Source organism: Streptomyces sp. NPDC034084 (assembly GCF_055575535.1).
Map to the genome: position 1 here is coordinate 197,966 of NZ_JBVISK010000006.1, position 25,337 is coordinate 223,302.

Here is a 25,337-nt window from a genome sequence, read left to right on the forward strand (position 1 = left end):
GGCTAGCGTCGCCCGCATGACCTCCCCCGCCATCGACACCGACCTCGTCGAGCGGCTCATCGCCGCCCAGTTCCCCGACTGGTCGGGGCTCCCCGTCCGCGAGCTGAACTCCGCCGGCACCGACAACGCGATGTTCCGGCTGGGGGACGAGTTCGCCGTACGGCTGCCGAAGGGCGACTGGGCGTCCGGGCAGGCCGAGAAGGAGCAGCGCTGGCTGCCGCACCTCGCGCCGCACCTGTCCCTGCCCGTCCCCGTGCCCGTCGGGCGGGGCGTGCCCGGCGAGGGGTACGACCAGTCCTGGTCGGTGCTCGCCTGGCTCGACGGCGACGACGCGTACAACGCCCCGATCGGCGATCTCGCCCACGCCGCCGTTGAGTTGGGGCGCTTCGGCGTCTCCCTGCGGGGCGTGGACACCGCCGGCGGACCCGCCTCCTGGCGGGGCGGGCCGGTCACCGACTGGGAGAAGGGCGCCATGCGCCCGGCCATTCGGGACCTCGGGGCGGACGGCACCATCGACGCGGAAGCCGTCACGGAGGCCTGGGAATCGGTCCTCCGCCTCCCGGCCTGGCAGGGCGAACCCGTCTGGGTCCACGGCGACCTGCTCCCCGGCAACCTGCTCACCCGCGACGGCCGCCTGCACGCCGTCATCGACTTCGGCGGCCTCGGTACGGGAGACCCCGCCGTCGACCTCGTGGCCGCCTGGTCCCTGTTCACCCCCGACACCCGCCCGCTCTTCCGCGAGGCGGCCCAGGTCGACGACGCGACCTGGGCGCGCGGGCGCGGCTGGGCCCTGTGCTGGGGCATCGTGACCGAGAACTATTACCGGGGGAAGAACCCGGTCCTGGCCTCCGTCGCCCACCGCACCTGGTCGCAGGCGCTCCCCGAGTACGGCGTCTAGCCCGCCACCAGCTCCACCTCGAACCCGTCCTCGTTCTCCAGGTACGCCGCGTAGACGCCCTCCCCGCCCGCGTGCGGATGCCGGTCGGCGAACATCAACCGCCAGCCGTGGGCCGGGGCCTCGGCGGCGAGGGCGTCGACGGCCGCTTGGTCGCCGGCGTGGAAGGCCAGGTGGTTGAGGCCCGGCCGGAAGCGGTCGTGCCGGTCCGACGTACGCGCCGGGGACTGCTCGACCACCAGGTAGCAGGAGCCGAGCGCCCAGCTGCGGCCGCCCTCCCAGGACTGGAAGGGCGCGTAGCCGAGTGCTCCGAGCAGCCAGCCGAGACTCCGCTCGGCCCGCTCCAGGTCACCGACCCACAGCTCGACGTGATGCAGTGACCCCACGGCGGTCACGGCGTGCCCAACTGAGCGGGCAGCGGCGCCGAGTGAACGACCGTCAGGCCAGACACGGCACGCGTCAGCGCCACGTACAGCCGCCGCAGGCCCGTCCGCTCGTCCGGTTCGCCGTCGACGACGGCCGCCGGCTCGTCAAGCACCACGTAGTCGTACTCCAGACCCTTCGCGAGCGAGGCCGGCACCAGCGTCAGTCGGGACTCCGCCGTCGTCTCCTCACCGGGGGAGAGGTACGCGAGACCGGCCGCCGCCAGCGCCTCCGCGAGCGGCGCGATCCGCGCGTCGGCGGCGATCAGGCCGATCGAGCCCTCGTGTGCGAGCGCCTCGACGCAGGCGGCGACGACGTCCGCGTCGAGCGCGTCGCTGGGACGGACCTCCAGGGAGCCCGGGTTCTCCCGGACCGACTCCACCGCCGCGAGCCCCGGCGACATGTGCGGAAGCAGCCGGGAGGCGTACGCGATCACCTCACGCGGCACACGGAAACCGGCGGTCAGCTCCTCCACCACCGCCTCCGGCTTCCCCAGATGCCCGAGCGCCTGCGCCCAGCTCTCCGTCGCCCACGGCGTCGTGCCCTGCGCCAGGTCGCCCAGGACCGTCGCCGAACCGGTCGTGCAGCGGCGGCCCACCGCCCGGTACTGCATGGGGGACAGGTCCTGCGCCTCGTCGAGGACCACGTGCCCGAGCGAGTGCGTCCGCTCCACCAGGTCCTTCGCCTCGTCGATGAGGACGGCGTCCGCCGCCGACCACTTCGCCGCCTTCACGCTCCGCGCCGGCTTCGCCCAGAGCAGCAGCTTCTGCTCGTCCCCGGTGAGCAGCCCCTCGGCGTGCTCGGCGAGGAAGCCGGGGTCGCTCAGCAGCCGCAGGACCAGCTTCGCGGGCTCGACGGGCGGCCAGCACTCCTTCACGACGGCCTTCACCGCCGCGTTCCGCGCGACCGCGTTCTGCACCCGGTCGTCGGGCGCCTCGCCGGCCTCCTCCATCCGGACCAGGACGGCGTGCGCGATCCGCTGCGGCAGGGCCTCGCGGGCGGCGCCGTACCGGATGTCGCGGTCCAGCAACTCCCTTACCATCTCCTCCAGTTCGTACGCCGGAACCCGCCAGCGCCGCGAACCGCGCACCACCATCAGCGGTTCCTTCGGCAGCGTCACGTGCGAGCGGACCGCCCGGCGCAACACCTCCGCCATCCGGGCGTCGCCCTTGACGACCGCCGTCGCCGCCTCGTCCGCGCCCCGCACCTCGACATGCGCGACGAGGTCGTCGACCGTCGCCTGCTGCACCTCCAGCTCGCCCAGCGCGGGCAGGACCTGCTCGATGTAGTGCAGGAAGGAACGGTTCGGTCCGATGACCAGGGTGCCGGTGCGGGCGAGCCGCTCGCGGTGCGCGTACAGCAGGTACGCGACACGGTGCAGACCCACGGCCGTCTTCCCCGTCCCCGGCCCGCCCTGCACGCACACCGTCCCCGACAGGCCGGAGCGGACGATCCCGTCCTGCTCCGGCTGGATCGTCGCCACGATGTCCCGCATGGGGCCGACGCGGGGCCGCTCGATCTCCGCCTGGAGCAGCCGGCTGGTGGTCTCCAGCTCCGCCGGGTCGGACAGGTGCTCGTCCTCGTACGCGGTGAGCTCACCGCCCGTGTACCCGAAGCGGCGCCGCAGGCCGACGTCCTGCGGGTCCTTCTTCGACGCCTGGTAGTACGGCTGCGAGACCGGCGCACGCCAGTCGATCACCATCGGGTCGCCGTCGGCGTCGTGGACGTGCCGCCGCCCGATGTAGAACCGCTGCCCCTCCTGCGTCGTGTGCAGGTAGTCGAGCCGCCCGAAGAACAGCGGGGTGTCCGCGAGGTCGGCCAGCGCCTTGATCCGGTCCTCGATCTGCCGCCCGAGCACCAGGGAGTTGACCCAGTTCGCGGTGACGTCCTTGATGTCGAGCGCCTCGACGTCCTCGCGCATCGCGCGCAGCGCGGCGCGCGACGAGGCCAGATGGGCGCGCTCGCGCGCGAGCGGGTCGGATTCGGACACGGTGAAGCCTCCGGGCAGGTGGATACGCGGACACGACGAGGTGGCCGCCGGTTTCCGACCGGACGGCGGCGCTCCACGAACGGGAGGCGGGGGAAGCCGGACAGTGTAACTCCGGCCGCACCACGCGGTGAACCACTTTCACCCCTAGGGGATGTCTCGTCGATCATGCCGGGCTCGCGGCGTCCGGCACCGCGCCTCGCCGCGTTGTCGTCGGTCGCCGACGCTCCGCGTCGACTCCCTCCTCCGCCTTGCGATGCACGGCACCAGACGCCGCTCCCTGATCCGGCCTGATCGACAAGACACCCCCTAGGGCCGGGATCCGACGCGAGACGGACCCCGAGTCCACCCCCAGGCCGATGTATCCGCAATGTCCGGATTCCATCATGGAGGCATGGCAGCGACGACCTTCACCCTCGTGACCACCGTCCCCCGCCCCCACCGCCTCGCCACGGCCCTCCGCGCGATCCGCGCCTTCGGCGGCGCGGCGGCCGCGGTAGCCCTCCTGGGCGACTACGGCCCGCCGGAGGCGGGGATCAAGGACCCCCGCCCCCGCCCGGTGCGCGCGGACTAGGGCGCCAGCAGCTCGTCCGCGTCCATGATCCGGTACGCGTACCCCTGCTCCGCCAGGAACCGCTGGCGGTGCGCCGCGAAGTCCTGGTCGATCGTGTCCCGTGCGACCACCGAGTAGAAGTGCGCCTGGTGCCCGTCCGCCTTCGGCCGCAGCACCCGGCCCAGGCGCTGCGCCTCCTCCTGCCTCGATCCGAAGGTGCCCGACACCTGGATCGCGACCGTCGCCTCCGGCAGGTCGATCGAGAAGTTCGCGACCTTCGACACCACCAGCACGTTGATCTCGCCGTTGCGGAAGGCGTCGAAGAGCTTCTCCCGCTGCGCGTTCGACGTCTCGCCCTTGATCACCGGCGCGTCCAGATGCTCGCCGAGCTCGTCCAGCTGGTCGATGTACTGCCCGATGACGAGGATCTGCTGACCCTCGAACTTCTTCACCAGCGCCTCGGCGACCTTCCGCTTCGTCGCCGTCGTCGCGCAGAAGCGGTACTTCTCCTCCGCCTCGGCCGTCGCGTACGCGAGCCGCTCCGCGTCGGTCAGGTTCACCCGTACCTCGACGCAGTCGGCGGGCGCGATGTACCCCTGCGCCTCGATCTCCTTCCACGGCGCGTCGAACCGCTTCGGCCCGATCAGCGAGAACACGTCGGACTCCCGCCCGTCCTCCCGCACGAGGGTCGCGGTCAGGCCGAGCCGCCGCCGCGCCTGGAGATCGGCGGTGAACTTGAAGACCGGCGCGGGCAGCAGGTGCACCTCGTCGTAGACGATGAGCCCCCAGTCCCGGGAGTCGAAGAGCTCCAGGTGGGGATAGATCCCCTTCCGCTTCGTCGTGAGCACCTGGTACGTGGCGATGGTGACCGGCCGGATCTCCTTGCGCGTGCCGCTGTACTCGCCGATCTCGTCCTCGGTCAGCGAGGTCCGCTTCACCAGCTCGTGCTTCCACTGCCGGGCCGAGACGGTGTTGGTCACGAGAATGAGGGTGGTCGCCTTCGCCTGGGCCATCGCCCCCGCCCCGACCAGCGTCTTCCCCGCGCCACAGGGCAGCACGACGACCCCGGAGCCGCCGTGCCAGAAGCCGTCGACCGCCTGCTTCTGGTACGGCCGCAGCGACCAGCCGTCCTCGGCGAGGTCGATCCGGTGCGCCTCCCCGTCGACGTACCCGGCGAGGTCCTCGGCCGGCCAGCCCAGCTTCAGCAGCGTCTGCTTGATCTGCCCGCGCTCGGAGGGGTGCACGGCGACGGTGTCCGCGTCGATCCGGTCCCCGACCAGCGGCTGCACCTTCTTCGACCGGAGGATCTCCTCCAGGACGGGCCGGTCGGTCGAGGTCAGCACCAGCCCGTGCGTGGGGTGCTTGGAGAGGGTGAGCCGCCCGTACCGGGCCATGGTCTCGGCGATGTCGACGAGCAGCGCGTGCGGCACGGGATACCGCGAGTACTCGACGAGCGCGTCGACGACCTGCTCGGCGTCGTGCCCGGCGGCCCGCGCGTTCCACAGCCCCAGCGGCGTCACCCGGTAGGTGTGGATGTGCTCCGGCGCCCGCTCCAGCTCCGCGAACGGCGCGATGGCCCGCCGACAGGCCTCGGCGAGCTCGTGGTCGACCTCCAGGAGCAGCGTCTTGTCGCTCTGGACGATGAGTGGCCCATTCACGTGCGTTCAGGTCCTTCCCGGGCCGCTACGGTGACGGCCAATCCTCCAGTCTGCCTGATCCGGGGCCCCGGCGGGTGGGGCCGCGTCCCTAGACCTGGTCGTCCGCCAGCTCCGCCACGCCCGTGATGCGGTGCAGGGGGTACGTGCGGACCTCGTCGGCCGTGTGGTCGTAGCCCGTCACGAAGCCGCCCTCCACGCGGACCGGGGCGATGACGCGCTGGCTCGCCGCGCCCTCCGCGTTGACGTAGCCGATCCAGACGGCCGAGCCGGTCATCACCGCCGCCTGGACCGTCGCCAGGGTCTCGGCGGCCGAGGTGCGGGGGAGGCCGCCCGCCGTCACCGGGGTCGCCGGCTCCTTGCGTACCGCCGTCGCCGCCCGGTCGCCCGCCCGGATCGCCTTCACCGCCGCGCCGAGGAGGGTCGAGTCGGGTGCCGGAGGGCCGTCGGGGACGGGCGCCGGGGCCGTACGGGCGGGGGTGCGGTACGCGTCGGCGCGGGTGACCAGGACGTCGCCCTCGGCGGACTCGGCGGCCGGCGCGTACCCCATCGACCGCAGCCCGTCCAGCAGCGACGCCGGGTCCGCCTGCGCGGCGAGCACCGTCGGCGCGAGGCGGCGCAGCCCCAGGGCGGCGGAGCGCCGGTCGGCCAGGATCTCGCCCAGGACGGTGTCGTCGTCGCAGCGCACGTACGCGGAGGCCGCCCCGATCCGCAGGTGGCCGTGTCTCCTGGCCACGTCGTCGATCAGGTACGCGAGCGGCTGCGGCACGGGCGTGCGCGAGTGCGTCGCCAGGAAGTCGTGCAGGTCGGACGCGGACCGTCCCGAGTCGAGCGCGCGCCGCACCGAACCGGGGGTGAACCGGTAGACCGTCGCGCCACCCTTCGATTCCACGTCCGCCAGGACCGCGAGCGCGTCGGCGAGCGGCCGCCGCAGCGGACCGGGCGCGACGGCCGTCAGGTCGGCCTGGAGGAGGACGTGGTCGACGGCCTCGGGGAGCAGGGGCGCGAGCAGGGTCGCCGCCCGCCCGGCGGCCACCGACAGTTCGACCCGGCCCCCGTGGTCGGTGGGCGTCGCCGCCTCGGCGAGTGGCAGGTTGAGCAGCGCCCGGGCGGGGGCGGCGAGCGCGCCCCTGCCGGTGAGCCCGAGCAGCTCGGCCTCGGCGAGCGTCCAGCGCGCGATCCGGGACCGGAGGTCGCCGGGCACGTCAGGTCCGTAACCGGTGCCGAAGCCGGAGCCGTATCCGACGCCCGCGCCCGTGTCCGTACCGGCTCCCGTGTCGTCGGCGGTCCCGGCGCCGCGCCCGGCCGCACCCGTGGCCGGGTGCGGCACGCGCTGCGGGGCAGTCTGCGCGGCGCCCCGCAGCGGCCGCTCCCAGCGGAGCCGCGCGTACAGCGTCTCGGGATCGGCGGCGGCGCCCGGCGGGAGGGTCGCGAGGAGTTCCAGGACCCGGTGCCGGACCTCGGGCGCGGCCGCGCGGTCCAGGTCCGGGCCGAGCACGGCGAGCGTGCGCCCCTTGGCGTCCTGGCCGCCGACGAGGCCCGCCGTGCGGGTGGCCGTGAGCCAGGGGGCGACGAGCCGGGCCCAGCGCTCGGCGGGCGGCAGATCGAGCCAGTCGTCGTACGCGGGCGTCGGCGCGTACCGCTCGTCCGCCTCGCCGTCCGAGGCCAGCAGCCCCGCCCCGAAGCACAGCTCCAGCCAGAAGGCGGCGAGCTGCTCCGACACGTCCAGGGTCGCGGCGGTCCGCTTGAGGTCCCGTACGGACATGCCGCCCGCCCGCAGGACCTGGGGGCCGCCCTGGTCCCAGGACTTCAGCAGCTCCTCGACCGTCGCGAGCGCCGCGTACGCCTGGCCGGCGGCGGCACTGTCCACAACCTGGGGACGGTAGTCGCGCGTCACGCCCACCGCCGGGGCCACCGGTTCCGGCGCCCGGTGCGCCCGACCGCCCCGCAGATGCAGCGCCACCTCGCGCGGCAGCACCATCGTCCGCTCCGACACCGGAAGGAGCAGACCCCGGTCGCGCAGCCAGCGGACGGGAGGCGTCGGGTTCGCCGTCACCTCGCCGTACGGCGGACCCCACACCAGCCGGTCCAGGACGGCGAGGGCCTCGGGGGGCGCCTCGTCGAGGAGCGCGCCCATCCGCGCCCGGTCGGTGAACAGCTCCGTGAGGACGGCCACCGCCGACACCGCGTCGTGCGTCGGGGTCAGTCCGGCCGTCGCGATGATCTCCTGCACCCGGCCCGGCGACATCCCCGCCGTGGCCTCCGCGACCGTCGGGCCGAGCCCGGTCGGCGAGGGATGCTGCGGCGAGGGGGCGAGCAGCTCCCGCGCGGTCCGTACGAGCCGCAGCCGGTCGTCCTCGCCCCAGACGAGGGCCTGCTCGCGCAGCAGCGCCACCGCGCCCGGCAGCGCCGCCTCGATCTCCGGATCGCCCTCGTCGCCGGTGAGCAGGGCGAGGAGTACGGGGTACGGGGCGGGGTCGGGGGCCACGGCCAGCGCTTCGGCCGTCTGGAGGGCGAACCGGTCGAGCCGCTCCAGTGCCCGCACCACCGAGCCGCGCGTGCCGGCGCGGGTCGCCAGTTGCGTCAGGTCGTTCGGTACGGGGCTCAGCAGGTCGGGCCGGGCGCGCAGCAGCGCGGCGAGTCCCTCGTCGCCGCGTGCGCGGAGCGCCTCCGCGAGCGTGCGGGGCGCCGTGGCGGCGCCAGTTACCTCGGGCACGTGCGCCTCCCGGTCGAGCTCACCGATCCCCATCCGCACCACGTTAGCCGCTGTCCAGGCGCTAACGTCGGGCCGTACCGGGCGAACCGGCCGTGGAGGGGCACCGTGGGGATCGAGAGCGACCAGTTGGTCTACGACTATCTGAGCCGGGTCGGCGATCTGGCACAGCAGCGGCAGCTGCCGGCGAGCGACCGGATGAAGCTGGTGTCCGGGCTGCGGAACGAGATCGACCGGCGGCGCGCCACGCGCGGCGAGGAGAGCCCGGCGGCGGTACGCGGCATCCTCGGCGCCCTGGGCACGCCGGACGAGGTCGTGGACCGGGCGGGACCGCTGGCCGGGCGGCCGGGCGGGCGGCCGGTGCCGGGGCCGCGTACGGAGGAGGGCGGCGGGGGTACGGGCGGGGGCGAGGACCGGGCGGGCGGCAGCCGCACCCGCGACACCTCCGACGCCTCGGACGCGCCTGACGCCTCGGGAAACCCGCGCCCGGCTCCCGGCGCGTCGGGGCCCGCGATCCCCGCCCAGGCCGCCGGCGGGGCCGGCGGGGCGGCGGACTGGTGGCGCACGTCCGACGACGCCGACGGTGCCGACGGTGAGTTCCTGGGGTTCGTCGGCGGCATCGAGCGCCCGGACCTCTTCGCCCCGCCCGCCCCGCCGGAGGAAGAGGAGGAGGCCGAGGAGCCCGCACCGGGGAAGAGCCGCCGCCTGGCGCGTGTCCTCCGGCTCCGCAAGGCGTCGGCTCAGGTCGTGGCGGTGGAGCCGGAGGCGCAACCGGCTGCTGCGCGGCGTGCCCGGCTCGGGAGCCCGTTCGTCCTGCTGGCCGCGCTGCTTCTGCTCGGCGGCGCCGTCTTCGGCTCGCTGGTCGCGCTCGCGGCGGGCTGGCTCCTCGCGTACGCGTCCCGCCGGCTGACCCGGGGCGAGGTCAGGGCCGCCGTCCTCGTGCTCCCCGGCCTCGCCGTGGCGAGCGGGATCGTCTGGCTGTGGGGCCGGGTCGAGGGCCGCTGGGGCGAGGCGGTGGGGGCGGGCGGCGAGGCGATGGGCGCGGCGGTCTCCGAGACCTGGCCCTGGGTCCTCCGAGGCGCGGCAACCGCCTCGGCCTTGTTCCTCGTCTGGCGCGCCCGCCGGCACTGAGACGCGCGGCGGGACGGTGGCCCCGTCGTGGGCTCGGTCTCAGCGGGCGGTGCCCCCGCCCACCCCTCAGCCCCGGGTGGGCTCCTCCGCGTGCCACGGCGCCCCGGGCACCACCAGGGGCGAGCCCGTCACCGGGTCCGGGACCACGACCGACGACAGGCCGAAGACGTCCCGTACGAGCTCCGCCGTGACGATCTCCGACGGCGGGCCCTCCGCGACCACCCGCCCCGCCTTCATCGCGACGAGGTGGTCGGCGTAGCGGGCGGCCTGGTTCAGGTCGTGGAGGACGAGGACGACCGTCCGGCCGCGCAGCCGGTTGAGGCGGCGGACCAGGTCGAGGACCTCCACCTGGTGGGCGATGTCCAGATAGGTCGTGGGCTCGTCGAGGAGGAGGAGGTCCGTCTCCTGGGCGAGGGCCATCGCGATCCACACCCGCTGCCGCTGCCCGCCCGACAGCGCGTCGACGGGCCGGTCGGCGAGGGCGGTCACGTCCGTGCGGGACATGGCGTCGGCGACGGCTCGCTCGTCCTCCTCCGACCACTGCTTCCACCAGGCCTGGTGCGGCTGGCGGCCCCGGGACACCAGGTCCGCGACGGTGATCGCCTCGGGCGCGACCGGCGTCTGCGGGAGCAGGCCGATGGAGCGGGCGATCCGCTTGGTCGGCAGCTTCGCCAGCGACTCCCCGTCGAGGAGGACGGCGCCGCCCGCCGGCTTGAGGAGCCGGCCGAGCGCCCGGAGGGTGGTGGACTTGCCGCAGGCGTTGGGGCCGACGATCACGGTCACCCGGCCGTCGGGGACCGCGAGGTCGAGCCCCTCGACGACGGTCCGGTCCTCGTAGGCGAGCGTCAGCTCGCGGGCCCGCAGTCTGCTCACGTCTTGCCTCCAACGGCTCGGCTCCGGACGATGAGCCAGATCAGGTACGGGGCGCCGACCGCCGCCGTGAGGACACCCACCGGCAGTTCGACGGGGGACAGGAGCCGCCGGCCGAGCAGATCGGCGACGACCACGATCACCGCGCCCGTCAGCGCGGAACAGAACAGCGGGATCTGCGCCGTCCGGGTCATCCGGCGGGCGATCTGCGGGGCGAGCAGCGCCACGAAGTCGACCGGACCCGCGACGCCCGTCGCCACGGAGGCGAGGACCACGCCGATGACCACGAGCCCGAGCCGGACCCCGCCGAGCCGTACGCCGAGCGCGGTCGCCGTGTCGTCGTCGAGGGAGACGGTCCGCTGGGCGCGGGCCGCCCACAGCACGGCGGGCAGCAGCAGGAGCAGCGTCCAGCGGATCGGCGCGGACTCGTCCCAGCCGCGCCCGTTGAGGGAGCCGGTCATCCAGATCTGGGCCTGCTGGGCGACGAGGTAGTCGCCCTTCGTCATGAAGAGCGTGATGAGGGACCGCAGCGCGATCGCGAAGCCGATGCCGATGAGCACGAAGCGGGTCGCGTGAAGCCCGCCGCGCCAGGCGAAGGCGTACACGAGGGCGGCGGCGAGGATGCCGCCGGCGATGGAGACGTACGGCAGGACGGTGTACGAGGTGAGGCCGAAGGTCATCGCGGCGACGGTGACGGCCCCGGCGCCCTGGCTGATGCCGATGATGTCGGGGCTGGCGAGCGGGTTGCGGGCCACGGTCTGGATGAGGCCGCCCGCGATGCCGAAGGCGGCGCCGACGGCGAGGGCGACGACGAGCCGCGGCTCGCGCAGCTCCTCGACGACGAAGGCGGAGGGGGACGCGTCGCCGAGCAGGATCCGTACGACCTCGCCGGGCGCGACGAACCGTTCGCCGACGCAGAGGTACGCGACGCAGGCCGCGGCCAGGAGCAGCAGGAGGCCGGTGGCGACGAGGGCGGAGCGGCGGTGGAGGAGGAAGGACGCGCGTCCGGCGCGCACGAGCCCGTACCCGGCGGCCCGGGCTCCGGTCAGGGAGGCGCTCACGCGGGGACCGCCTTCCGGCGTGCGGGCGGGACCGGGACCGACCGGCCCGTCAGGGAGGCGCTCACGCCGGGACCGCCTTCCGCCGCACCAGCGTCACCAGGAACGGGACCCCGATCAGGGCGGTCATCACCCCGGCCGGGACCTCGCCCGGCGGGAAGACGATCCGGCCGGCGACGTCGGCGACGAGCAGCATCACCGGACCGGTGATCGCGGCCATCGGCAGCACCCAGCGGTGGTCGGAGCCGACGATCGCCCGCGCGATGTGCGGCACGGCCAGGCCGACGAAGGCGACGGGACCGGCGGCGGCGACGGCCGCGCCGGTGAGGACCGTCGCGCCGAGTCCGCCCACGATCCGTACGGTCGCGACGCGCTGCCCGAGCCCCTTGGCGACGTCCTCGCCGAGCGCGAGCGCGTCGAGTCCGCGGGCCACGGAGACGACGAGGACCGCGCCGAGCAGCAGGAAGGGCCAGATCTGGCCGGCGATCGCGGTGTCGCGTCCGTCGAGGGAGCCGATCTGCCAGAACCGGAACTCGTCGAGCGCGGAGGCCCTGGTGGTGAGGACGCCGGTGGTGACGGAGAGCAGCAGCGCGTTGATCGCGGCCCCGCCGAGCGCCAGCTTCACGGGCGTGGCCCCGCCGCGCCCGCCCGCGGCGATCGCGTAGACGGCGACCGAGGCGAGGGCGGCGCCGACGAAGGCGAACCACACGTATCCGCTGAGCTCGTGGACCCCGAGGAAGGCGATGGCGAGGACGACCGCGACCGACGAGCCCTGGCTGATGCCGAGGATGCCGGGGTCGGCGATCGGATTGCGGGTGATGCCCTGGAGGGCGGTGCCGGCGAGCGCGAGGGCGGCGCCGACCATCAGCCCGATGAGGGTCCGGGGGACCCGGAGCTGCCGGACGACCTCGGCGTCGTCGCCCGTCGCGCCGTGCAGCAGGGCGTCGAGCACGGTGCCGGGCGCGATCGGGCGGGCGCCGACGGCGAGGCTGAGGAGGACGGCGAGGAGCAGGGCGACGAGGGCCGCCGAGGTCGCGAGGACCCGTCTGGTACGGAAAGCGGCTGGCATCGGGACCCATCGGCGGAGTACGGGTTTGGTAAGGCTCACCTCAGTCTAAGCAGCGCCGGTATTCGAACACCTGGGCCCCGGGTACCCCGACAATGGCCCCATGACCACCACGCCGCTCCCGCCCCGGAACCCGCTCACCGTCGGCTTCGACCTCGACCTGACCCTGCTCGACACCCGCCCCGGCATCAAGGCCGCCTTCGTCGCCTTCTCCGCCGAGGTCGGGGTCCCGATCGACGCCGACCTCGTCGTGAGCCGCCTCGGCCCGCCCCTGGAGCAGGAGATCGCGCACTGGTTCCCGGCGGAGCACGTCACGGAGATGACCGCCCGCTACCGGGCGCTCTACCCCTCGTACGCGATCGAGCCCACGGTCCCGATGCCGGGCGCCCGGGACGCGATCGAGGCCGTGCGCGGGGCGGGCGGCCGCACGATCGTCGTCACCGCGAAGAACGGCCCGCACGCCGAGCTGCACCTCGCCCACCTCGGCATCGAGCCCCACGCGGTCGTCGGCGGACTGTGGGCCGAGGGCAAGGCGGAGGCCCTGCGCGCGCACGGCGCCGGGGTGTACGTCGGGGACCACGTCGGCGACGTCAGGGGCGCCGCCACCGCGGGCGCGTACTCGGTGGCCGTCGCGACCGGCCCCTGCCCCGCCGAGGAGCTCCGGGCGGCCGGCGCGGACGTGGTCCTGACGGACCTGACGGACTTCCGCGCCTGGTGGGAGGGGTACCTGGCCTGAGCCTCAGGCGGTGTGGCCGGAACGGGCCTGCCGCCGCTGGGCCGCCACCGACCGCAGCACGCCGCCCGCGGCGACGAGGAATCCGACCCCCATCAGCATCGACACGAGGTACGCGACGGTGGGGAACGGGTCCGTCCCGAGGAACAGCGGAGCCACGGTGACCAGCGTCCCGACCGCGCCGACCGCGAACACGATCACACCGGCCTTGACGAGTCCGTCACCCGGGGCACTGTCGTCCACCGGCACGGCGGGGGTTTCACTACGCATCCGGCCAGGGTAGTTCCCAGGCCGGAGGAACACGTCGGCGGCGTCTTGCCACCGGCCTTCCGACCATTAGCCTGGTGCCGGCGGGTCGGTCGACGACCCGCTGTTCGCCATCCCCATCGACGAGTACGAGGACGAGGACAGACGTGCCTACCGGCAAGGTCAAATGGTTCAACAGTGAGAAGGGCTTCGGCTTTCTCTCCCGTGACGACGGCGGCGACGTCTTCGTCCACTCGTCGGTGCTCCCTGCCGGAGTCGACGCCCTGAAGCCGGGGCAGCGGGTGGAGTTCGGGGTCGTCGCCGGTCAGCGCGGCGACCAGGCGCTGTCCGTCACGATCCTCGACCCGACCCCGTCCGTCGCCGCGGCGCAGCGCCGCAAGCCCGACGAACTGGCGTCCATCGTGCAGGACCTGACGACGCTCCTGGAGAACATCACCCCGATACTGGAGCGCGGCCGCTACCCGGAGAAGTCGGCCGGCAAGAAGATCGCCGGCCTGCTGCGCGCGGTCGCCGACCAGCTCGACGTCTGACCGCTCCCGGTCACGGGAACCGCAGCGCGTCCGGGCCGAGGGGCGGTACGAGCCCCTCGGCCGCGGCGCGCGTGAGCAGCCCGCGGACCGCCGCGTAGCCGTGCTCGCCGAGGTCGGCCGTGAACTCGTTGACGTAGAGACCGATGTGCTGGTCGGCGACCTTCGGGTCCATCTCCTGGGCGTGCGCCAGGACGTAGGGCCGGGAGGCCGCGGGGTCGTCCCAGGCCATCCGTACCGACGTGCGGGCGGCCTCGGCGAGCCGCTCCAGCGTCTCGGCGCCCAGCGAGCGGCGGGCGACGATCGCGCCCAGCGGGATCGGGAGGCCGGTCGTGGACTCCCAGTGCTCGCCCATGTCGGCGAGACAGTGCAGCCCGTAGTTCCGGTACGTGAAGCGGGCCTCGTGGATGACGAGCCCCGCGTCGACCTTCCCGTCCCGCACCGCGGGCATGATCTCGTGGAACGGCATCACAACGACGTTCCCGACCCCGCCGGGCACCTCCTCGGCCGCCCACAGCCGGAACAGCAGGTACGCGGTGGAGCGCTCGCTCGGCACGGCGACCGTCTTCCCGGCGAGGTCGGCGCCGGTCGCCTCGTCCCGGGTGAGGACGAGCGGCCCGCAGCCCCGGCCGAGGGCGCCGCCGCAGGGCAGCAGGGCGTACTCGTCGAGGATCCACGGAAGGACGGCGTACGACACCTTCAGGACGTCGTGGCTGTCGGCGCCGCTCTCCGCCCAGCCGTTGGTGACGTCGATGTCCGCGAAGGTCACGTCGAGCCGGGGCGCGCCGGGGACCCGGCCGTGCGCCCAGGCGTCGAAGACGAAGGTGTCGTTCGGGCAGGGCGAGTAGGCGATCTTGAGTTTCACGCGTGCGCCTCCACGAAGACGGTTCTGCTGAGCAGCTCGAAGGTGTGCCGGAGGGCGCCCAGGGCCTCGCCGATGCGCCAGGCGGCGCGGTCGCGGGGTCCGACGGCGTTCGACACCGCCCGGATCTCGACGACCGGCACGCCGTGCGCGGCGGCGGCCTCGGCGACGCCGAAGCCCTCCATCGCCTCGGCGGCGGCCGTCGGGTGGCGCTCCGCGAGTTCGGCGGCGCGACGGGCGGTGCCGGTGACGGTGGAGACGGTGAGGACGGGCGCGAGGGTGTACGGCGGGCCCCCGGCGGTCTCCAGGGCGGCCGTGATCCGGCCGGTCAGGGCCTCGGGTACGGGGTGGACGGACCGCCCGAAGCCGAGTTCCTCGATGGCGAGGTACCCGTCCGGGGTCTCGGCCCCGAGGTCGGCGGCGACGATCGCCGAGGACACGACGACGGAGCCGAGCGGCGCCACGGGCTGGAACCCGCCGGCGATTCCGGCGGAGGCCACGAGGTCGTAGCCGCCCCCGGCCAGGGCCTCGCAGGCGAGCGCCGTCCCCGTCGCGGCGGCGACGGCGGCGGGCCCGACTCCACCCACGAGCACGTCGGCAGTGCCCTCGTGACGGCGCAGGGTGAGCCCCCCCGGCAGCGCGAGGAGTTCAGGACTGCCGGGGCCGAGGCCGGCGGAGACGGAGTCCGCCTCCGCCGCCACGGCCGTCACGATCAGGATCCGGTGGACCACCGGCGGATCAGGAGTCCTTCTTCAGCTGGAAGTGCCAGATCCCGGTCAGCTTCTTGCCGGTGTTCTCGACGATGGTCACCTGGGTCTTGTCGGTGGTCTCGCCGGTCTGGCTGGAGAAGAAGGCGCTGGCCGGAATGGTCCGGTACGTCTTCTTGTACGGCTCGGGCTCGGCCTGCTGGCCGCCGAGGAAGATCGTCCAGCCGTGGTCCGCGATCTCGGGGTCCACGCCGAAGCGGATCTTGTCGTCCGCGGAGACCGTGATGGTCTTCTCGGCCTTCTTGTTGAGGCACTGCTGGATCTGCGACTCCTTGATGGCGGCGCCGTCGTTGTAGCAGGCGGCCTCGGAGTTCACCGAGTCGGTCCCGACCGTCAGGGTCGCGAGCGGAGTCGGCTTGTCGCAGGCGGAGAGTACGAGGAGCCCGGCGGAGACGGCCCCGAGGGCGACGGCGGCCCGGCGACGCGAGCCGGAGAAGAACGCAACGGTCATGAGCCGAAGGCTATCGGGCCGCCGCGTCCGCGCCACGCGGGGGTACGGCGTGCCGCCACGGCGTACCGCTTCGTACGGAGTGTCCCGCCGGCCCGGCCGGGGCGCCGGACCGGATCGGGAGGGCCCGCCCAGGCCGCTGTCGCCTTCGGGCAGCCCCTCCTCTCAAGCCACTTTCGCCTTCGGACGGCCGCCCTTGGAACCGGGGCGGCTGCGGGCCGCCGCGAGGAGACCGCGGACCGAGAGGAGCGCGCCCAGGCCCAGGATCCCGGCGGCGACGGACATGCCGAGGGTGCCGTTCAGGGGCAGGGCGATGCCGATGCCGCCGCCCACCACCCACGCCATCTGCAGCGCCGTCTCGGAACGGGCGAACGCCGAGGTCCGCACCAGTTCCGGCACGTCCCGCTGGATGAGCGCGTCCAGGGACAGCTTCGACAGGGCCTGGGTGAGCCCCGCGACCGCGCCCAGGACGGCGACCATGACACCGCCGAAGAAGACGGCCGTGCAGATCGCCGTACCGAGCACCACGCTGACCATCGTGGCGATGATCACCTCGGGGCCGTGGCCCCGGTCCCGCAGCAGGGAGCCGACCGCCGTGCCGCAGGCGTTCCCCACGCCCGCCGCCACGCCCACGATTCCCAGCGACACGGCGGCGCTCTGCCCCGACAGCGGGTGCTCGCGCAGCAGGAACGCCAGGAAGAAGATCAGGAAACCGGACAGCATGCGCTGCGCCGCGTTCGCCTCCAGGCCGTGCAGCACCGACGGACCCACCGTCCGCAGACTCGGTTTCTTCTCGCCGTGGGTCAGCAGGTGCGCCCGCCGCTCACCCTTCGCGGAGTCCACCTTGGGCGGCATCCGCAGCGCCCAGAACGCGCCGAGCAGGAACAGGGCGCACGCCCCGTACAGGGGCCAGCCCGGCCCGACCATCTGGAGCCCCGCCCCGATGGGCGCGGCGATCCCGGTGGCGAGCAGCCCGGCCAGGGTCACCCGCGAGTTCGCCTTCACGAGCGAGAAGCCGGGTGGGAGCAGCCGGGGCACGACGGCGCTGCGCACCACCCCGTACGCCTTGGAGGCCACGAGGACGCCGAGGGCCGCCGGGTAGAGCTCGAGCCCGCCCGTCGCCACGGCCCCCGACATCATGATCGCGAGGACCGCGCGGGTCACCATCGCGCCCGCCATCGCCGCGCGCCGCCCGTGCGGGATCCGGTCGAGGAGCGGACCGATGACGGGGGCGAGGAGGGTGAAGGGGGCCATGGTGACGGCGAGGTAGAGCGCGACGCGGCCGCGGGCCTCGTCGGTGGGCACGGAGAAGAAGACGGTGGAGGCGAGGGCGACGGTGATCATGACGTCGCCGGCGCCGTTCACGGCGTGGAGTTCGATCAGCTTCCCGAGCCCCGACTCGCCCGCCCCGTGCGCGTGGGTGGCCTTCCGGATCCCCTTCGCGGTGCCGGTGAACGGCAGGTGCAGGGCACGCCCGACCTTCCGGCCCGCTCGGCGGAGCGGCCCGGCGGGATCATGCGATCGTACGGCGGCTGCCACTCCGTCATAGTGCCCCACGCCCCCGCCGGACGAACCGTGGCACGACGACGGACTGGGGGGTCGGCCGGAAACCGGTGGGTCGGACGGGGCGCGGCGCGGCATGGCGTGCGGGCCGACTTCCGTGGGGCCGGGTACGGCGCGCGGGCCCCGGCCGGGGCCTTGCCCCGGGCCTCTCACGGGCCGCTCGGCGCGTCGGGCGGCCGCCGTACGAGGGTCGATTCGGCCGGGCGCGTCGTCCGCGATCCGGGCCACTTGGGGCGGGCAGGTGGGCGGAGGCCCGCGAACGGGGTAGCGTGCGTAGCGCGTCACCGGCGGAAGCTCTCGGCCGCGCGCCTCTTCGGCATCCCGCAGAATGGATGACGTTAGGTGTGCCCGAGACGTGCGAGACAAGTCGGGTGCGGACGTCGATGCGGCCCTCAGGTCCGCTCCGCCCGCCGCCCGTGGCTTCGCTCCCGCCCCTCGGCCGGCGCACCCGTGAGACGGCGTAGGAGAGAAGCGAGACCTGTGAGTGCTGCGACGACGCGAAGCGGTACCCCGCGTACCCCGCGAGCCACGCGTACCCCCGACCGCCTGTGCGCGGAGGCCGTAGACCTCGCGCGGGAGGCCGCCGAGGAGGCGGCCGCGCCAGGGATCGTCGGCGCGCACGTCGAGGCGGTCGCGGAGGGCGACCGGGTCGTCACGCACTTCTTCGAGTGCAAGGAGCCCGGCTACCGGGGCTGGCGCTGGGCGGTGACCGTCACCCGCGCCTCCCGCGCGAAGAACGTCACGCTTGACGAAACCGTCCTGCTGCCCGGCGCCGACGCGCTCCTCGCCCCCGAGTGGGTGCCGTGGAGCGAGCGGCTGCGGCCCGGGGACATGGGGCCGGGGGACCTGCTCCCGACGGAGCAGGACGACCTGCGCCTCGAGCCGGGCTACACGGGTGAGGACGCCCCGCCGCCGAACTCCGTCGTCTCGGAGGAGATGGAGGAGCACCTCGACGAGGAGGACGCCGAGCTGACGTCGCGGACCCCGTCGCGCGGTGCGATCGCCTCGGTGGCCGAGGAACTCGGCATGCGCCGGGCGAGGGTCCTGTCCCGCTACGGCCTGCACGTGGCGGCGGACCGGTGGGACGAGGCGTTCGGCGCGAGGACGCCGATGGCGCAGGCGGCGCCGGCGTCGTGCGAGTCGTGTGCGTTCCTGGTGCCGCTGGCGGGGTCGCTGAAGCAGGCGTTCGGTGTCTGTGCCAACGAGTTCTCCCCGGCGGACGGCCGGGTCGTGTCCCTGGCGTACGGCTGCGGGGGCCACTCGGAGGCGGCGGTCATGCCGAAGCCGCCGCGGCCGGCGCCGCCGGTCCTGGACTCGATGGCGCCGGACGCGTTCCCGCTCCGCCCGGCGAAGGACTCCGGCTCCACCCTGGAGCCGGACGCGTCCTCGGAGGACCTGGGGCACTCGTAGCCCACCCCACGCGCCTGCGGGCGGCGCTCCCGCGCCCCCGCTGCGCGGGCCGCACCCGCGTACCCGCCGTGCGGGCAGCGCCCGCCAGGACGGCGCCCCCGCCCGTGTGAGCTGCGCCCACGAGGCCGGTGAACCCGCCCACCCTCCTTGCGGGACGCCTGCCGCCACCCCCCCGGGCGCGCGGCCGTCCATGGCCCCGCCCGGCGAGGCCCAACGCCCTCCACCCCGCGGGCGGCGCCCGCAAGCCGGCCCGGCGAGAGCGTACCCCGCACTGGCCAGCCGGTCGTCCATGACCGGGCCCTGCCTGGGGAGACCCGCCCCCACCCCGCGGGCGGCGCCCGCAAGCCGGCCCGGGGAGGGCGCAGACCCCGCACCGGTCAGCCGGCCGTCCATGACCGCGCCCTGCCTGGGGAGACCCGCCCCAACCCCGCGGGCGGCGCCCGCAAGCCGGCCCGGGGAGGGCGCAGACCCCGCACCGGGCGGGCGCCCACGACTCGGGCGGCCCCGGACCACAGCCCCTCCACGGCCCACCACCCCGCACCACCGGGACGCGCCACCACGGACGGTCTCCCGCCCCCCACCCCCGGACGTGCCCGGTCAACCCGCACCCCAGCCGCGCGGTACCTTCGGGCCCCGGCATCATCACCGCAGTACCGCCCCGCAGAGTGGAGTCAGACGTGAGCGTCAGCGTCCGGACGTCGACCGACGGAACCGATCCCTTCGGCACCGCCCGGCTGCGGCGGGGCGTCCTCGACGCCTGGGGCGCGAGCCCGGCCAGGTTCCGCGAGGACGCCAACGCCGAGGAGGACCTCGCCCTCGGCGGCTACCGCGACCGCCTCGTCGTCGAACTGGCCCAGAACGCCGCCGACGCCGCCCACCGCGCCGGCGTCACCGGCCGCCTCCGCCTGACCCTGCACCCCGCGGACCACGAGGGCCCCGCCGTCCTCGCCGCCGCGAACACCGGCGCCCCGCTGGACGCCGCCGGCGCCGAGTCGCTGTCCACCCTCCGCGCCTCCGCCAAGCGCGAGCACGCGCAGGGCGCCGTCGGCCGCTTCGGCGTCGGCTTCGCCGCCGTCCTCGCCGTCACCGACGAGCCCGCCGTCCTCGGCCGTCACGGCGGCGTCCGCTGGTCCCTCGCCGAGGCCCGCGAACTGGCCGCCGAAGCCGCCCGGTACAGCCCGGGCCTCGGCGACGAACTGCGCCGCCGCGACGGCCACGTACCCCTCCTGCGCCTCCCGCTGCCCGCCGAGGGCACCGCCCCCGAGGGGTACGACACCGTCGTCGTCCTCCCCCTCCGGGACACCGCCGCCCAGGACCTCGTCGAACGCCTCCTCGGCTCCGTGGACGACGCCCTGCTCCTCACTCTTCCGGGTCTCGCCGAGATCGTCGTGGAGACGGCCGAGGGCGTACGGACCCTGCGCCGCTCCGAGGACGACGGCTACATCCGTATCGACGACACGGCCACCGGCAGCCACCGCTGGCGCACCGTCAGCCACGGTGGCCCGCTCGACCCCGGCCTCCTCAAGGACCGCCCGGTCGAGGAGCGCCTGCGGCCCCACTGGTCCGTCACCTGGGCCGTACCGGTGGACACGGAAGGCGCCCCGCGCTACCCCCGTACGACCCCCGTCGTGCACGCCCCGACCCCCACCGACGAGCCCCTCGGCATCCCGGCGCTCCTCATCGCGTCGCTCCCCCTGGACACGGCCCGGCGGCACCCGGCGCCGGGGCTGCTCACCGACTTCCTGGTGCAGCGGGCGGCCGACGCGTACGCCGAACTGCTCGCCGAATGGCACCCGGTGACGACCGCGGCCCTCGACCTCGTACCGGGGCCGCTCGGCAAGGGCCCGCTCGACGGGGCGCTGCGTGAGGCGATCCTCGACCGGCTGCCGAGGGTGGCGTTCCTGGCGCCGGCCGCGCCGTCCGAGGAGCTGCCCGCGCTCCGTCCGATCGAGGCGGAGGTCGTGGAGGGCGCGGGCGCGGAGACGGTGGACGTGCTCGCGGAGGTGTTCCCGACCCTCCTTCCCGCCGGCCTGGAGCGCCGCCCCGAGCTCCGCACCCTCGGTGTCGGCCGCGTCCCGCTGACGGAGGCGATCGACCGTCTGGCCGGTGTGGACCGGGCGCCGACGTGGTGGTGGCGGCTGTACGACTCCCTCGCCGGCGTCGACCCGGACCGTCTGACGGGCCTCCCGGTGCCGCTCGCGGAGACCGTCGAGGGGGCGAGGATCCGTACGACGATCGGCCCCCGTCAGGTCCTCCTCCCGCAGGACCGGACCCCCGCCGAGCTGACCCGGCTCGGTCTGAAGGTCGCGCACCCGGAGGCGGCGCATCCGCTCCTGGAGAAGATGGGCGCGCTGCCGGCCACGCCCCGCGCGGTCCTGACGACCCCGCAGGTACGGGCGGCGGTGGCTGCCTCGCTCGACGCGGGGGAGATCTGGGACGAGGACGCGGACGCCCTGGACGCGGAGGAGCTGGCCGACACGGTCCTCGCCCTGGTCCGCGACGCGGAGCTCGACCCGGGTGAGGAGCCGTGGCTCGGCGCGCTCGCCCTGCCCGACGAGGACGGCGAGCTCTCCCCGGCGGGCGAACTGGTCCTGCCCGGTTCGCCCTTCGCGTCCGTCATGCGCGAGGGTGAACTGGCGTACGTCGACGCCGACCTGGCGGCCCGCTGGGGTGAACAGCCCCTCGCCGCCTGCGGGGTCCTGGCGAACTTCGCCCTGGTCCGCGCGACCGACCTGGTGCTCGACCCGGACGAGGTCGAGCCCCGTGAAAGCGACTACCCGGAGCCGGACGACGCGGGCCTGCTCGACGCGGTCGACGTGTGGTGCGAGGACGTCCTGGACCGCCTCCCGATGACCCCCGTACCGCCCGTGGCGACGGAGATCGTGGCCGTACGGGACCTGGACCTGGTGGACGACGAGGCCTGGCCGCAGGCGCTCGCGCTCCTCGCGCAGCCACCCCTCCGGGACGCCCTGACCCAGCCCGTACGGGTCCTCCTCCCGGACGGCACGACGGAGACCGTCCGCTCGTACACGGCGTGGTGGCTGCGCGACCACCCGGTCCTGGACGGGCGGCGCCCGGCGGGCCTGCGCGCGGCGGGCTCGGACCCGCTCCTCGCCGGTCTGTACGACTCCGCCGACGCGACCGGCTTTGAGGACGAGCAGGTCCTCCGCGCCCTGGGCGTCCGCACCTCGGTCGCGGCGCTCCTCGACGAACCGGGCGGTGCGGCGGAACTCCTGACCCGCCTCGCGGACCCGTCGAGGGAGGTGACGGCGGTTCAGCTCCACGCCTTGTACACGGCGCTGGCGGACCTGGATCCCGAGCAGGTGACGCTCCCCGACGACCTGCGGGCGGTCGTGGACGGCGCCCTGGTCGTGGTCGACGCGGCGGAGGCCCTGGTGGCGGACGCCCCCGACCTCCTGCCGCTGGCCGGCGGCCTTCCCCTCCTCCCGGTCTCCCCGTCCCGCGCGGCCGACCTGGCCGACCTCTTCCAGGTCCGCCGCCTGAGCGAGGCCGTCGAGGCCGAGGTCACGACGGACGGCGAGGAACACGAGGTCCCGCCCGCGGTCCACGCCCTGCTGGGCCCCGCCACCCCCTCCTCGTACGTCGAACACGAGGAACTCCACGCCGGCGGCACCGAACTCGACTGGCGCAGGACCCCCGACGGCGTCGTCCACGCCGCCACCCTGGAGGGCGTGGCGGCGGGCCTGGCCTGGGCGGCCGGCCAATGGCCCCGCCGCTTCGAGGTGGCAGCCCTCCTTGAGGACCCGTCGAGGACAGCGGAACTGGCCCGGGACCGCTGGTTCGACTGAGTGGCCCGGGTGCCGGGGAGGGCACCGGCGGCCACCCGTCATCAGACGGACCCCGCTCCAGAGGAGGAGCTAGGTGGACGCGGCCGCCGGCCCGTACCCACCCCGAACGTGTCAGCACCCGGGGTGGGGGGATCGTAGGTGGTAGAGGGCTACGCCGCGAACCTCCGGTCCACCCACCGCCACGCCAGTTCCAGCAGAGCGCAGCCCCCCGCCGCGACCGCCACCGCCGTCCAGGGCATCGTCACGCCCACCAGTCTCAGCGCGAAGAAGTCCTGGAGCCAGGGGACGGCGAGGACCAGGAGGAAGGCGGCTCCCATGGTCGCGACCAGGGTGACGCGCCACCAGGTGTAGGGGCGGGCGATGATCGCCAGGACCCACAGGGAGACCAGGAAGAGCGTGAGGGTGGCCGCGCTCGTCTCGGCGCTCAGCGCGTCCGCGCCCGTGTAGTGGTGGCGGGCCAGGAGGTACGTGGTGAAGGTGGCCGCCGCCGCGATGACGCCGCCGGGGATCGCGTACCGCATGACCCGGCGTACGAAGTGCGGCTTCGCGCGTTCCTTGTTGGGGGCCAGCGCGAGGAAGAACGCCGGGACGCCGATCGTGAGGGTGGAGAGCAGCGTCAGGTGGCGGGGCAGGAAGGGGTACTCCACCTGGGAGCAGACCACCAGGACCGCCAGGAGCACCGAGTAGACCGTTTTGGTCAGGAAGAGCGTCGCCACGCGGGTGATGTTGCCGATCACCCGGCGGCCCTCCGCCACCACCGACGGGAGCGTCGCGAAGCTGTTGTCGAGGAGGACGATCTGCGCCACGGCCCTCGTCGCCTCCGAGCCCGAGCCCATCGAGACGCCGATGTCCGCGTCCTTCAGGGCGAGGACGTCGTTGACGCCGTCGCCCGTCATGGCGACCGTGTGGCCGTGGGACTGGAGCGCCGCCACCATGTCCCGCTTCTGCTGCGGGGTGACGCGGCCGAAGACCGCGTTCTCGTCGAGCGTCCTGGCCATCTTCTCCAGCTCGGTGGGGAGCTTGCGGGCGTCCACCGTGTTCCGCGCGCCTGCCATGTCCAGCTTCGCGGCCACCGCGCCCACCGAGACGGCGTTGTCGCCCGAGATGACCTTGGTGGCGACGTTCTGGTCGGCGAAGTAGGCCAGGGTGTCGGCGGCGTCGGGGCGCAGGCGCTGTTCCAGGACGACCAGCGCGGCGGGGTGGGCGCCGGTGGCGACCTCGGGGGAGTCGAGCTCGTGGGCCGTACGGGCGAGGAGGAGGACCCGCAGGCCCTCTTCGTTGAGCTGGTCGATCTCCGGGAGGGCCGGGTCGTCCGGGGACAGGAGGACGTCCGGGGCGCCCAGGAGCCACGTCGAGTCCTCGCCGTCCCCTTCGCTGAACGACGCGCCGCTGTACTTGCGCGCCGAGGAGAACGGCAGGCTCTCCGTGCAGCGCCACTCCGCCGTCTCCGGGCAGGCGTCGATGATGGCCTGGAGGGAGGCGTTCGGGCGCGGATCCGACGCGCCGAGGGCGCCGAGGACCTTCCGCACGTACGCCTCGTCGCTGCCGTTCAGCGGGCGGAGGTCCGTGACGTCCATGCCGCCCTCGGTCAGCGTGCCCGTCTTGTCCAGGCAGACCACGTCGACCCGGGCCAGGCCCTCGATCGCCGGCAGCTCCTGCACGAGGCACTGCTTGCGGCCGAGGCGGATCACGCCGATCGCGAAGGCGACGGAGGTGAGGAGGACGAGGCCTTCGGGGATCATCGGGACGATGCCGCCCACCGTACGGGCCACGGCGTCCTTGACGTTGTTGTCCTTGACCACGAGCTGGCTGAGGACGAGGCCGATCGCGGTCGGGATCATCATCCACGTCACGTACTTGAGGATCGTCGAGATGCCCGTACGCAGCTCGGAGTGGACCAGGGTGAAGCGGGACGCCTCCTCGGCGAGCTGTGACGCGTACGCCTCGCGGCCGACCCTGGTGGCGGTGAAGGCGCCGCCGCCCGCGACCACGAACGAGCCGGACATCATGCGGTCGCCCGGTCTCTTCACCACCGGGTCGGCCTCACCCGTCAGCAGCGACTCGTCGATCTCCAGGCTGTCGGCCTCCGCGACCTCGCCGTCCACGACCACCTTGTCGCCCGGCCCGAGTTCGATGAGGTCGCCCAGGACGATCTCCGACGTGGACAGCTCGGCCGTGACGCCGTCGCGCCGGACGGTGGGTTTCGCCTCGCCGATGACCGCGAGTCCGTCGAGGGTCCTCTTGGCGCGGAGCTCCTGGATGATGCCGATGCCGGTGTTGGCGACGATGACGAAGCCGAAGAGGCTGTCCTGGATCGGCGCGACGAGGAGCATGACCACCCACAGGACGCCGATGATCGCGTTGAAGCGGGTGAAGACGTTCGCCCGGACGATCTCCGTGGCCGAGCGGGAGCTGCGGACCGGGACGTCGTTGACCTCGCCGCGCGCGACGCGCTCCGCGACCTCGGCCGAGGTCAGTCCGGCGAGGCGGTGGACGACCGGTGTCTCATCCGGCCCCGTCCCGGGACCGGTTCCCCCGCCGCCCGTGTCGATCTTCGCCCGCTGCGTCATGTTTCCGACGGTACGACCGGATGCGGTCGT

20 protein-coding genes are annotated in these 25,337 nt (G+C 74.4%); 7 read left to right on the forward strand and 13 right to left on the reverse strand.

Translation table 11 applies throughout. From position 1 onward, the window contains the following. Positions 1 to 16: 16 nt before the first annotated feature. Positions 17 to 898, forward strand: coding sequence for an aminoglycoside phosphotransferase family protein (locus tag ACZ51I_RS22645; protein WP_468878720.1), 882 nt, complete (start codon positions 17 to 19; stop codon positions 896 to 898). Here the strand turns inward: ACZ51I_RS22645 and ACZ51I_RS22650 are convergent. Both ACZ51I_RS22650 and ACZ51I_RS22655 read right to left on the reverse strand, forming a co-directional pair. Beyond that, positions 895 to 1,290, reverse strand: coding sequence for a VOC family protein (locus ACZ51I_RS22650; protein WP_468878723.1), 396 nt, complete (start codon positions 1,288 to 1,290; stop codon positions 895 to 897). The genes ACZ51I_RS22645 and ACZ51I_RS22650 overlap by 4 nt on opposite strands. Continuing rightward, positions 1,287 to 3,308: a HelD family protein gene (locus ACZ51I_RS22655; RefSeq protein ID WP_468878726.1), complete on the reverse strand. Its 2,022-nt coding sequence runs from the start codon at positions 3,306 to 3,308 to the stop codon at positions 1,287 to 1,289. Before ACZ51I_RS22655 ends, ACZ51I_RS22650 begins: the two co-directional genes overlap by 4 nt. Positions 3,309 to 3,699: 391 nt before the next feature. On the opposite strand from ACZ51I_RS22655, the gene ACZ51I_RS22660 reads away from it, so the two are divergent. Then, on the forward strand, positions 3,700 to 3,879 hold the full coding sequence (locus tag ACZ51I_RS22660) for a hypothetical protein (protein ID WP_468878729.1): 180 nt from the start codon (positions 3,700 to 3,702) through the stop codon (positions 3,877 to 3,879). On the opposite strand, the gene ACZ51I_RS22665 is transcribed toward ACZ51I_RS22660, so the two are convergent. Both ACZ51I_RS22665 and ACZ51I_RS22670 read right to left on the reverse strand, forming a co-directional pair. Then, entirely contained in the window at positions 3,876 to 5,516 is a 1,641-nt protein-coding gene (locus ACZ51I_RS22665) for a DNA repair helicase XPB (protein WP_468878732.1), read from the reverse strand. The two genes, ACZ51I_RS22660 and ACZ51I_RS22665, sit on opposite strands and share 4 nt — an antisense overlap. Positions 5,517 to 5,604: 88 nt before the next feature. Next, positions 5,605 to 8,262 (reverse strand): helicase-associated domain-containing protein, encoded by a 2,658-nt coding sequence (locus ACZ51I_RS22670; protein WP_468878734.1) that lies wholly within the window; start codon positions 8,260 to 8,262, stop codon positions 5,605 to 5,607. Positions 8,263 to 8,334: 72 nt separating this feature from the next. On the opposite strand from ACZ51I_RS22670, the gene ACZ51I_RS22675 reads away from it, so the two are divergent. Further along, a complete protein-coding gene (locus ACZ51I_RS22675) occupies positions 8,335 to 9,357 on the forward strand; it encodes a hypothetical protein (protein WP_468878737.1) in 1,023 nt (340 codons plus the stop codon). Between the two features lie 66 nt (positions 9,358 to 9,423). On the opposite strand, the gene ACZ51I_RS22680 is transcribed toward ACZ51I_RS22675, so the two are convergent. The 3 genes from ACZ51I_RS22680 to ACZ51I_RS22690 form a co-directional block, all read right to left on the reverse strand. Further along, positions 9,424 to 10,230, reverse strand: a complete 807-nt coding sequence (locus ACZ51I_RS22680) for an ABC transporter ATP-binding protein (RefSeq protein WP_468878739.1) — start codon at positions 10,228 to 10,230, stop codon at positions 9,424 to 9,426. Then, entirely contained in the window at positions 10,227 to 11,288 is a 1,062-nt protein-coding gene (locus ACZ51I_RS22685; RefSeq protein ID WP_468878741.1) for a FecCD family ABC transporter permease, read from the reverse strand. Before ACZ51I_RS22685 ends, ACZ51I_RS22680 begins: the two co-directional genes overlap by 4 nt. 61 nt (positions 11,289 to 11,349) lie before the next feature. Next, positions 11,350 to 12,354 (reverse strand): FecCD family ABC transporter permease, encoded by a 1,005-nt coding sequence (locus tag ACZ51I_RS22690; protein WP_468878744.1) that lies wholly within the window; start codon positions 12,352 to 12,354, stop codon positions 11,350 to 11,352. 100 nt (positions 12,355 to 12,454) lie between these two features. On the opposite strand from ACZ51I_RS22690, the gene ACZ51I_RS22695 reads away from it, so the two are divergent. Next, positions 12,455 to 13,087 (forward strand): HAD family hydrolase, encoded by a 633-nt coding sequence (locus tag ACZ51I_RS22695; RefSeq protein WP_468878746.1) that lies wholly within the window; start codon positions 12,455 to 12,457, stop codon positions 13,085 to 13,087. Between the two features lie 3 nt (positions 13,088 to 13,090). Here the strand turns inward: ACZ51I_RS22695 and ACZ51I_RS22700 are convergent, their stop codons facing one another. Beyond that, positions 13,091 to 13,354, reverse strand: a complete 264-nt coding sequence (locus ACZ51I_RS22700) for a hypothetical protein (RefSeq protein ID WP_468878749.1) — start codon at positions 13,352 to 13,354, stop codon at positions 13,091 to 13,093. Positions 13,355 to 13,497: 143 nt separating this feature from the next. On the opposite strand from ACZ51I_RS22700, the gene ACZ51I_RS22705 reads away from it, so the two are divergent. Beyond that, on the forward strand, positions 13,498 to 13,881 hold the full coding sequence (locus tag ACZ51I_RS22705) for a cold-shock protein (protein ID WP_468878752.1): 384 nt from the start codon (positions 13,498 to 13,500) through the stop codon (positions 13,879 to 13,881). A 10-nt stretch (positions 13,882 to 13,891) separates the two neighbouring features. Here the strand turns inward: ACZ51I_RS22705 and ACZ51I_RS22710 are convergent, their stop codons facing one another. From ACZ51I_RS22710 to ACZ51I_RS22725, 4 genes are all read right to left on the reverse strand, one after another. Continuing rightward, entirely contained in the window at positions 13,892 to 14,743 is an 852-nt protein-coding gene (locus tag ACZ51I_RS22710; RefSeq protein WP_468878754.1) for a 1,4-dihydroxy-6-naphthoate synthase, read from the reverse strand. Beyond that, a complete protein-coding gene (locus ACZ51I_RS22715) occupies positions 14,740 to 15,471 on the reverse strand; it encodes a futalosine hydrolase (protein ID WP_468878757.1) in 732 nt (243 codons plus the stop codon). The genes ACZ51I_RS22710 and ACZ51I_RS22715 overlap by 4 nt, the downstream gene beginning before the upstream one ends. A gap of 7 nt (positions 15,472 to 15,478) precedes the next feature. Further along, a complete protein-coding gene (locus tag ACZ51I_RS22720; protein ID WP_468878760.1) occupies positions 15,479 to 15,958 on the reverse strand; it encodes a DUF2771 domain-containing protein in 480 nt (159 codons plus the stop codon). A gap of 162 nt (positions 15,959 to 16,120) precedes the next feature. After that, positions 16,121 to 17,494: an MFS transporter gene (locus tag ACZ51I_RS22725; RefSeq protein ID WP_468878763.1), complete on the reverse strand. Its 1,374-nt coding sequence runs from the start codon at positions 17,492 to 17,494 to the stop codon at positions 16,121 to 16,123. A 504-nt stretch (positions 17,495 to 17,998) separates the two neighbouring features. Here ACZ51I_RS22725 and ACZ51I_RS22730 point away from each other — a divergent pair. Further along, positions 17,999 to 18,928, forward strand: coding sequence for a DUF3027 domain-containing protein (locus ACZ51I_RS22730; protein ID WP_468878765.1), 930 nt, complete (start codon positions 17,999 to 18,001; stop codon positions 18,926 to 18,928). A gap of 665 nt (positions 18,929 to 19,593) precedes the next feature. Then, positions 19,594 to 22,737, forward strand: coding sequence for a sacsin N-terminal ATP-binding-like domain-containing protein (locus tag ACZ51I_RS22735; protein ID WP_468878767.1), 3,144 nt, complete (start codon positions 19,594 to 19,596; stop codon positions 22,735 to 22,737). 149 nt (positions 22,738 to 22,886) lie between these two features. Here ACZ51I_RS22735 and ACZ51I_RS22740 read toward each other — a convergent pair whose 3' ends face one another. Then, positions 22,887 to 25,307, reverse strand: a complete 2,421-nt coding sequence (locus ACZ51I_RS22740) for an HAD-IC family P-type ATPase (protein WP_468878769.1) — start codon at positions 25,305 to 25,307, stop codon at positions 22,887 to 22,889. Between the last annotated feature and the right edge of the window lie 30 nt (positions 25,308 to 25,337).